The following is a 9,553-nucleotide window of genomic DNA, read 5'->3' on the forward strand; positions in this document are numbered from 1 at the left end:
TCGGAGATTACCGGTTTCCCCACCCGTCACGGGAGGAACTACGGAGACAGGTCATGGTGGCGGCAGATGTGCGAGCTGCACGAGGCGTACGCCCTCCCTTCGGGTGACCAGCCGACCACGGCCCGCCGGCAGCGGTCCGGGCCGCACAGGGCCGACCAGCGCACCCTCCTCGGGGCTGCCCGCCATCACCAGCCCGGCGGTGGAGAGCTCCCGCAGCCGCTGCACGATCGGCTCGTACTGGGAACGTCCCGCGCCTCCGGAGCGGCGGGCCAGCACCAGGTGCAGCCCGACGTCGCGGGCGTGCGGCAGATGCTCCTCCAGGGCCCGCAACGGGTTCGCCGGCCCCGCCGCGACCAGGTCGTAGTCGTCGACGAGCACGAACAGCTCCGGTCCCGACCACCAGGACCGGTCCCGCAACTGCGTCGGAGTGACCTCCGGCCCCGGAGCCCGCCGCTCCAGGTACCCGACGGCCGACTCGACCAGGTCGGCGGTGTGCGCGGCGGCCGTGCCGTACCCGATGAGGTGCGGCGTCTCGATGGCGCCGAGCAGACTGCGCCGGTAGTCGACCAGGATCACCCGGGCCTCCTCCGGCGCGAACCGGGTGGTGATCGAGGTGGCCAGCGCCCGCAGGAACGTCGACTTGCCGCACTCCGCGTCCCCGAAGACCACGAAGTGCGGCTCGCTCGCGAAGTCGAGCAGCACCGGCCGCAGGTCCGCCTCGGCGATCCCGATCGGCAGCCGCAGCCCGGTCGTCGCGGCCAGGTCCAGGTCGGCGTACGGCAGCACCGGCGGGAGGAGCCGGACCCGGGGGGCCACCGGCCCGGCCCAGCTGTCGGCGATCCGTTTGACGAGGTCGGTGGTGCCCCCGCCTGGGGCGGCGAGCTGCGGGAGCGCGGTGAGGAAGTGCAGGCTCTCCGCCGTCACCCCCCGGCCGGGGCGCTCCGGCACGTTCGCCGCCGCCCGCCGGGCCACCAGGGAGTCGGCCGGATCGCCGAGGCGCAGCTCCAACCGGGAGCCGAACAGGTCCCGGATCGCCGGCCGGAAGTCCAGCCAGCGCAGCGCCGTGGCGACCACGTGCACCCCGTACGACAGGCCCCGGGTGGCCAGGTCGGTGACCAGCGGTTCCAGGTCGTCGTACTCGCCGCGGACGGTGCTCCAGCCGTCGATCACCAGAAAGACGTCGCCGAACGGGTCGGTGCCCGGCTGGCTGGTCGTACCTGCCGCGGCGCGACGCTGCCGGTACGCGGCCATCGACTCCACGCCCAGCTCGGCGAACCGGCGCTCCCGCTCGGCCAGCACTGTCGTCATCTCGCCGACCGTGCGCCGCACGGCGGTCGGATCGCCGCGGCCGGCCACCCCGCCCACGTGCGGCAGGTCGCGCAACGCCGCGAGGCCACCGCCGCCGAAGTCGAGACAGTAGACCTGCGCCTCGGCCGGAGTGTGGGTGAGCGCCAACGCGCAGATCAGCGTGCGCAGCACGGTGGACTTTCCGCTCTGCGGCGCACCGACGACCGCGACGTGTCCGGCCGCGCCGTCCAGGGTCAGCCAGAGCAGGTCCCGGCGCTGCTCCAACGGCCGGTCCACCACCGCCACCGGCACCCCCAGCGCGCCGTGCAGCTCGGGGTTGCCCACGGTGAGTCCGCGCGCCTGGTCCACCTCGACGGGGCCCACCAGCTCGTCCAGGGCTGGTGGCTCGCCGAGCGGCGGAAGCCACACCTGGTGGGCGGGCGGGCCCTGCCCGACGAGCCGGTCGACCAGCAGGTCGAGCAGGGTCTCCCGATCGCCCTCGTCCTCGGCGACCATGGTCAGGGCCGGGGTGGCCGGCTCGGGTAGCGGCACGGCGTGGGTGGTGAACGTGAGCAGGCGGGCGCCGCCGCCGGCCGAGGCCCCCGCCGTCGCGGCGCGGCGGCGCACCGTTCCGGAGACGTACGCGGCCTTGAAACGGGCCAGCGGATCGGTGCCGGCCCGCAGGTAGCCGTGGCCCGGCGAGCGGGGCAGCTCGTGCGCGTCCGGCACACCGAGCACCGTCCGGGACTCGAGAGCGGAGAAGGTGCGCAGCCCGATCCGGTACGACAGGTGGGTGTCGAGCCCGCGCAGCCGGCCCTCCTCCAGGCGTTGGCTGGCGAGCAGCAGGTGCACGCCCAGCGACCGGCCCAGTCGGCCGATCTGCACGAACAGGTCGATGAAGTCCGGCTTGGCGGAGAGCAGTTCGGAGAACTCGTCGCAGATCAGCAGCAGTGACGGCAGCGGCGCGAGCGGACTGCCGGCCGCGCGGGCCCGCTCGTAGTCGCGCACGCTGGCGAAGTTGCCGGCACGGCGCAGCAGCTCCTGCCGGCGGACCAGCTCCCCGTTGATCGCGTCGACCATCCGGTCGACCAGGGGCAGCGCGTCGGCCAGGTTGGTGATCACGGCGGCGGTGTGCGGCAGCCGGTCGAACGGCGCGAAGGTGGCGCCGCCCTTGAAGTCGACCAGGACGAAGTTGAGCTGCTCGCTGCTGTGCGTCGCCGCCAACCCCAGCACCAGCGTGCGGAGCAGCTCGGACTTGCCGGACCCGGTGGCCCCGATGAGCAGGCCGTGCGGGCCCATCCCGTCCTGGGCGGACTCCTTGAGGTCCAGCTCGATGGCGCCGCCGTCGACACCCACCCCGATCGGCACCCGCAGTCGGTCCCGGGCCGAGCGCGGCGCCCAGCCCTGCTCGGCGGTGAAGCTCTCCGGATCGCCGAGGCCGAGCAGCTCCGGCAGACCCAGCTCGACCTGGAGCGGGGCGTCCGGGCCGCGGGCCGCGCCGGCCAGCCGCAGCGGCGCCAACCGCCGGGCGACCGCCTCGGCGTCGGCGAGGTCGAGGTGGTCGGCGGTGCCGACCTCCGCGTGCCCCTCCACCGACCACGAGTGCAGCCGCCGACCGCGCAGCTCCAACAGCAGCGCGTACCGGTCGAGCAGGCGGGGCGGCGGAGTGTCCAGGTCCAGCACGGTGACCGCGTCGATGCCGCCGTCGCCGGTCAGGTCGGTGGCGCCGGTCAAGTCACCGCCGTCGAGGACCACCACCACGTGCGGGCCGTCGGTGGCCGGTCCGGCAGGGCTGAACCGGGACCGGCTGGCCAGCACGTCGCCGAGCAGCCGTTCCAGCTCCGCGCCCGACGAGGTCACCAGCCGCACCGGCCCGAGCGCGTCCGTACGAGAGGGATGGTGCGCGTGCGGGAGCCACTTCACCCACTCCCAGTCGGCCCGGCGTTCCGGGCCGGCGCAGACCGCGATCAGCAGCTCGTCGGGGGCGTGGAACACGGCCAGCTGGGTCAGCACCGCCCGGGCCAGGGCCTGCGCGGCCCGGTCGCCGATGGGCGGCTCACCGCCGGCCGGACCACCGGCGGCGGTCCGCACGTGCACCCGGGCGAAGCTGCGCAGCGACAGGGCCACCGGCAGCTCCGGCACCACGGAGTACGCGTCGAGGAAGCGGCGCAGCGCGCCGGCGGTCATCGGCTCCAGCTCCTCGAGCGGCCGGGTGACCGGTCCGACGAGCGGGGTGGCCAGGGTCTGCGGCCCGACGGCGACGCGTACGACCGCGAAGTCCGGGTCGGCGGGACGGCGTTCCCAGACCCGGCGGCTGTCCACCGTCGACCAGAGCCGACCCGGGTCGGGGTGTCGATAGTAGAGGCCGGCCCGCTGCTGCCCGGCGGTCTGCCGGACCCGGCGACGCAGCGTGGCCAGGTGGCGCAGGTACTCCCGGCGGGCCGCCATCATCTCCGACTTCTTCGGGGTACCCGAGGCGCTGCCCCACGAGGTGACCAGCATCGCCAGCGACGAGAGCCCGAACATCCCGCCCACCACGTACGAGTAGGCGCCGCCACCTCGGCCGAACATCATCGCCATCGCCACCGTGCCGCCGAGCATGGGCAGCACCATCAGCATCTGCTGCCACCGGCCGCCGGCCACCGCGGGGATCTCCGGCGGCGCCTCGACGGGCAGCTCGCCGACGGGGATCTCCGGCGCCGGCCGGCGCGGCGGACGCTTGATGACGACTGTGGACACTCGGCCTCCTGACAGCGCTGGGTAACCCGAGCCTGGCTCATCGTAGGTAAAGTCCTGTCGTCCGCGCAGCCTCCGATCCCCGTCGATATGGAGATCCCTCGATGACAACCGGGCTGGCCCGCGTCACCATCAGCGCGCCGCAACGGCGGGTCGACGTCGCACTGCCGGAGCAGGTGCCCCTGGCCGAGCTGCTGCCCGACGTGCTGCGACACGCCGGCGAGGGCTTGGCCGACGACGGCGAGCGGCACGGCGGCTGGGTGCTGCGTCGTACCGACGGGGCGCTGCTGGCGACGGCGCAGGCGCTGCTGCCGCAGGGGGTCCGCGACGGCGAGGTGCTGCACCTGGTGCCGGCCCGCGCCCACTGGCCCGAGTTGGAGTACGACGACGTGGTGGAGGCGATCGCCGACGGCGCCCGCCGCCGGGGTGGGGCGTGGTCACCGGACGCCACCCGGGTGGCCGGTCTGGCCGGTGCCGCCGTGCCGCTCGCCGTCGGGCTGTTCGCGCTGCTCGCGGGCGGTCCGACGCTGCCCAGCGGCTGGTTCGCGGCGGCGGTGGTGGCGCTGCTGCTCACGGTTGCCGGCGCGGTCGCCTCCCGCGCCAACGGCGACGGCGCCGCGGGAGCGACGCTCGGCGGCTACGCCCTGCCGTACGCCTTCGTCGCCGGCGCCCTCGCGATCGGCTCCGGTGATCCGGTCGGCCCGCTCGGGCCGGTGCGCTGGGTCGGCGCACCCGAACTGCTGACCGGCTCGGTGGCGTTGCTGCTGGTGGCGCTGGTCGGTCTGCTCGGGGTGGCCAGCCGGCTGCGGGTCTTCGTGGCCGGTGTGACTGTCGGTCTGCTGGGTGCCTGCGCGGCGCTTGGCGCGCTGCTGCTGACCCCCGCCGGCACGGCGGCGGTGCTGCTCAGCGCTCTGGTGTTCGCCCTGGGGGCGATCCCGTTGCTCGCCATCCGGTTGGGCAAGCTGCCGTTACCACCGATCACCCTGCCGGCCGCCGCGTCGGGTGCCGAGCCGGAGCGCCCCCGGGACCTGCCGGACCGGGGTCGGGTGCACGCGGCCGTCATCCGCACCGAGGAGGTGCTGACCGGGATGCTGCTCGGGCACGCCGTGCTGGCGGTGGGCGCGGCGGTCATCCTCGGGGTGGCCGGTGGGACCGCCGGCCCGGTGCTGGTGGCCGTGGTCTCAGCGGTGCTGCTGCTGCGCTCGCGGCTGTTCGTGGCGCTGCGGCACCGGGTGCCGACGGTGCTCGCCGGACTCGCCGGCTACGCGGTGCTGGGCGCGGTGCTTCTCGACCGGGCCGACGACACCGGCCGGCTGGCGCTGGTCCTCGGTGGCGCGGCGCTGGGCCTGGTGACCGTGGCCGCCGGCACCGGCTACGCCCGGCGAGCGGTCTCGCCGTACCTCGCAAGGGTCGCGGACCTCACCGACACGGCCCTGGTGGTCGCCGTGGTGCCGGTCGCCTGCGCGGTGCTCGACCTGTACGACCGGGCCCGGGGGCTGCTCGGTTGAGCGGCTCCCGGGCCCGGTCGGTAAGCGTTCGTCAGTGGGCGGACTCGCCGCGCGCCTCGGCGTCGCGGGCCCGCTGGTAGGAGGCCCGGATCTCGGCCTCGGCCTCGGTGCGGCCGACCCAGGTCGCGCCCTCGACCGACTTACCGGGCTCCAGGTCCTTGTAGACCTCGAAGAAGTGCTGGATCTCCAGGCGGTCGAACTCGCCCAGGTGGTGGATGTCGCGCAGGTGCTCCTGGCGGGGGTCCTCGTAGGGCACGCAGAGGACCTTGTCGTCGCCGCCCTTCTCGTCGGTCATCCGGAACATGCCGATGGTCCGGCAGCGGATGAGACAGCCCGGGAAGGTCGGTTCGGGGACCAGCACCAGCGCGTCCAGCGGGTCGCCGTCCTCGCCCAGCGTCTCCTCGATGAACCCGTAGTCCGCCGGGTACTGGGTGGACGTGAACAGGGTGCGGTCCAGCCGGATGCGGCCGGTTTTGTGGTCCACCTCGTACTTGTTCCGGTGACCCTTGGGGATCTCAACCGTCACGTCGAAATCCATCTGCACGCTCCCTCGTCTGCCCACGCTGGCTAACGGAACCACTGGCGACCCTCCGGACAGGTGAATGCCCACCCGCCGACTCCGGCCGCCGCATAGTCTTCGGACCGAAGTAGTGTCACCCAAGCCGATTTTCGCTGGGGGAGGAGGGGGTCGTGGGGAGGGAAGATTCACACTACCGCCCGGACGGGGGCACCGCGCGTGGTACCGGACGATCCGGCTCCGGCGGCGCCACCGGACGGGTGCCGGTGCCCGACGCCCACCTTCCCCGGCCGCCCGAGGAGTCGGTGCCCGAGCGGCCTCCGCCGCTGCCGTGGCGCCCGTCGGAGGCGAATTCCGCCGGGCCGAACAGCGGTCGCTTCCCGGTCCTCGGCGGTGGAGACCGTCCCACGAGCGCCCCGCCGAACGGCGTACCGCCGACCAGCCCCGCCCCGGCAGGTTCCGCCCCGGCCAGCCCGGCCCGGGCCGGCGCACCGTCCGGTGACGGCCCGACTGTCCGCATTCCGACCGGCGTACCGCCGCTGGGCCCGCCGATCTCCGCGCTGCCGGCGTCGGCCGACGCCGAGCCGCCGCTGGCGCCGTCCCCGCCACGCCGCCGCCGGCGGCTGGTGACCGTGCTGGCACTGGTGGTGCTGCTCGTGCTGACGGGTGTCGGTGTCGTGGTGACCCGGCCCGGCCCGGTCGCCGGCTGGTTGGGTGAGGAGGCGGCGTCCACGCAGGCCGCCGCCGGCCCCGCCGCGGAACCCGACCCGGCGGACGTGCTGGACGGGCCCGACCCGAACGCCCCGCTGCCCGCGCCCGACGGCGTACGGGCCGCGCTGGACCCGTTGGTCGGTGTGCCCGCCCTGGGCGACCGGGTGAACGTCTCGGTGGCCGACGTGACCACCGGTCAGACGCTGTTCGCCAAGGGGGCGGACGACGGGACGGTGCCCGCCTCGGTGACGAAGCTGGCGACCGCGGTGACCGTGTTGGCAGCCCGTGGACCCGGGTACCGGATCCCCACCCGGGCGGTGGCCGGCGCCAAGCCCGGCGAGGTGGTGATCGTCGGTGGTGGCGACCCCACGCTCGCGGTCGACAAGAAGGGCTACTACCCCGGCGCGGCACGCCTGGACGACCTGGCCGCGCAGGTGCGCACCGCGCTCGGCGGCACAGCCCCGACCAGCGTCACCGTCGACGGCACGATCTACTCCGGCCCGGTGTACGGCCCCGGCTGGGACGACGACATCCCGACCGGCGGGTACGGCGGCGCGGTGACCGCGCTGATGACCGACGGTGCGCGCAAGGACCCGGGCGCCGAGCCCGGCGGCGCCGAGCGGGTCGCCGAGCCGGACCTCGCCGCCGGCCGGTCGTTCGCCCGGCTGCTCGGCGTACCCACCAGCACCGTCAAGCGGGGCACGGCCCCGGCCCTGGCAACCGCCGCCGGTGGCACCCCGCCTCCCGGTACGGAGCTGGGCGCGGTGCAGTCGCCGCCGTTGATCCGGCTGGTCGACATCATGATCAGCGAGAGTGACAACCTGCTGGCCGAGGCGCTGGCCCGCCAGGTGGCGCTGGCCCGCAGCCAGAAGGCCTCGTTCGACGGCGCAGCCGCCGCGATGGACGCCGAGGTGGCGGCGCTGGGCCTGCCCGCCGAGGAGATCACCCTCTCCGACGGCAGTGGGCTGTCCCGCAAGAACCGGATCAGCCCGTCGCTGCTCACCGACCTGATCCGGCTGGCCGCCAGCCCGGACCACCCGGAGCTGGCCGGCGTCTTCGGCGGTCTGCCCGTGGGCGGCTGGTCCGGCACGCTGGGCGAGCGGTACCGGGGTGCTCCCGGCACCGCCGCCGGGGCGGGCGCCGTCCGCGCCAAGACCGGCACCCTGACCGGGGTGCACGCCATCGCGGGCCTGGTCACCACCGCCGACGGCCGGCTGCTCACGTTCGCGGTGCTCACCGACAAGGTCCCCGGCGGGACGGACACCGCCCAACCGGCGCTGGACCGCATCGCCGCCGCGCTGGCCGGCTGCGGTTGCCGCTGACGGGCGTCGGGGCGGGTCTCACCCCGGGCGGGGTGGTGGCGTGCCGTGGCTACCGCTGACCTCGTCCGGGCCGGTCACCCGGCCGGTGCGGGGGCCGCGACCGGCGTCGATCGCCGACGCGAGCCCGGGCCGGGGTGTCGCGACGCGGGTACGGTGGGTTCATGGCGCAGTTCGTGGACTGGGATCTGGCCGCCGCGACCGCGGGGGCGTTGAGCAAGTCGGGCCCCCGGGTGTCGTACTCCGAGGCCACCGACGTGGTCGGCGACCTGCGTCGGCTGACCGAGGAGGCGGCCGGGCACGTGGCCGACTACACGGGGCTGCGGGCGCAGGTGGCGCACCCGCCGGTGCGGGTCGTCGACCGCAGGGACTGGGCGGCCACCAACATCGCCGGGCTGCGTGAGGTGATCACTCCGCTGGTCAGCCGGCTGTCCGGTGACAAGCCGCCCGGCGCGCTCACCGAGGCGATCGGGTCCCGGCTGACCGGCGTGCAGGCCGGCACCGTGCTGGCCTACCTCTCCGGCCGGGTGCTCGGCCAGTACGAGGTCTTCTCCGCCGACCCGGGCCAACTGCTGCTGGTGGCGCCGAACATCGTCGAGGTGGAGCGCAAGCTCGGCGCCGACCCCCGGGACTTCCGGCTGTGGGTGTGCCTGCACGAGGTCACCCACCGGACGCAGTTCACCGCCGTGCCGTGGATGCGGGCCTACTTCCTCAGCGAGGTGCAGGCGTTCGTCGACGCCTCGTCCAGCGGCGGCGAGCATCTCGTCGAGCGGCTGCGACGCGGGGTGGCGACGCTGTCCGAGGCGGTCCGTGACCCGGAGAGCCGCACGAGCGTGCTGGACATCGTGCAGACCCCGGCGCAGCGGGCCGTCCTCGACCGGCTCACCGCCCTGATGACCCTGCTGGAGGGGCACGCCGAGTTCGTGATGGACGGCGTCGGCCCGCAGGTGATCCCGAGCGTGGAGCGCATCCGGTCGTCGTTCAACAGGCGTCGCGAGGCGGGTAACCCGTTGGAGAAGGCGATCCGTCGGCTGCTCGGTGTGGACGTCAAGATGCGTCAGTACGCCGAGGGCCGCAAGTTCGTGCACGGTGTGGTCGAGCGGGTCGGCATGCCGGGCTTCAACTCGATCTTCAACTCGCCGCTCACCCTGCCCCGGTTGTCCGAGCTGGGCGACCCGGACGCCTGGGTGGAGCGCGTGCACGGGCCGGCCGGCACCGTACCGGCCGCCGGCTGACCGTCAGTCGATGGGCGCGCTCGCGCCGCCGGTGGCCGCGATCCGGGTGGCGGTCCGTCGCGCGCTGACTCAGCTGCCGGCCGGCGGCCCGGTGCTGGTCGCCTGTTCCGGTGGGGCCGATTCGCTGGCCCTGGCGGCGGCGGCCGTGTTCGTGGCGCCCCGGCTGGGTCGGCCCGCCGGTCTGGTGACCGTCGACCACGGCCTGCAGGCCGGCTCGGCGCAGCGCGCGGAGGCGGTGGC

Annotated in this window: 5 protein-coding genes and 1 pseudogene; 4 read left to right on the forward strand and 2 right to left on the reverse strand. The window is 74.9% G+C overall.

What is annotated here, in order from left to right:
* Positions 1-51 precede the first annotated feature (51 nt).
* The gene (gene eccCa / locus B0E54_RS11225; protein ID WP_234583298.1) at positions 52-4,026 is read right to left on the reverse strand and encodes a type VII secretion protein EccCa; all 3,975 of its coding nucleotides are present in this window, start codon (positions 4,024-4,026) and stop codon (positions 52-54) included.
* 101 nt (positions 4,027-4,127) lie between these two features.
* On the opposite strand from eccCa, the gene eccD reads away from it, so the two are divergent.
* Complete coding sequence (gene eccD, locus B0E54_RS11230; protein ID WP_234583299.1) at positions 4,128-5,531, forward strand: type VII secretion integral membrane protein EccD; 1,404 nt, start codon at positions 4,128-4,130, stop codon at positions 5,529-5,531.
* Positions 5,532-5,562: 31 nt separating this feature from the next.
* Here eccD and B0E54_RS11235 read toward each other — a convergent pair whose 3' ends face one another.
* Positions 5,563-6,069, reverse strand: coding sequence for an inorganic diphosphatase (locus tag B0E54_RS11235; RefSeq protein WP_234583300.1), 507 nt, complete (start codon positions 6,067-6,069; stop codon positions 5,563-5,565).
* 539 nt (positions 6,070-6,608) lie between these two features.
* Here B0E54_RS11235 and dacB point away from each other — a divergent pair.
* The 3 genes and pseudogenes from dacB to B0E54_RS11250 all read left to right on the forward strand — a co-directional run.
* A complete protein-coding gene (gene dacB, locus B0E54_RS11240; protein ID WP_374109261.1) occupies positions 6,609-8,081 on the forward strand; it encodes a D-alanyl-D-alanine carboxypeptidase/D-alanyl-D-alanine-endopeptidase in 1,473 nt (490 codons plus the stop codon).
* 161 nt (positions 8,082-8,242) lie between these two features.
* Positions 8,243-9,313 carry a zinc-dependent metalloprotease gene (locus B0E54_RS11245; protein ID WP_234583302.1) on the forward strand — a complete coding sequence of 357 codons (1,071 nt, stop codon included), beginning with the start codon at positions 8,243-8,245 and terminating at the stop codon, positions 9,311-9,313.
* 10 nt (positions 9,314-9,323) lie between these two features.
* Positions 9,324-9,553: pseudogene (locus B0E54_RS11250) on the forward strand (ATP-binding protein); the annotation flags it as partial.

The organism is Micromonospora sp. MH99, from assembly GCF_021442385.1.
In the GTDB taxonomy this organism is placed as follows: domain Bacteria; phylum Actinomycetota; class Actinomycetes; order Mycobacteriales; family Micromonosporaceae; genus Micromonospora.

Bases quoted from the DNA above. Each gene is read 5' to 3' on its own strand.
- eccD (WP_234583299.1), top strand. From the start codon at position 4,128: ATGACAACCGGGCTGGCCCGCGTCACCATCAGCGCGCCGCAACGGCGG.
- B0E54_RS11235 (WP_234583300.1), bottom strand. From the start codon at position 6,069: ATGGATTTCGACGTGACGGTTGAGATCCCCAAGGGTCACCGGAACAAG.
- B0E54_RS11245 (WP_234583302.1), top strand. From the start codon at position 8,243: ATGGCGCAGTTCGTGGACTGGGATCTGGCCGCCGCGACCGCGGGGGCG.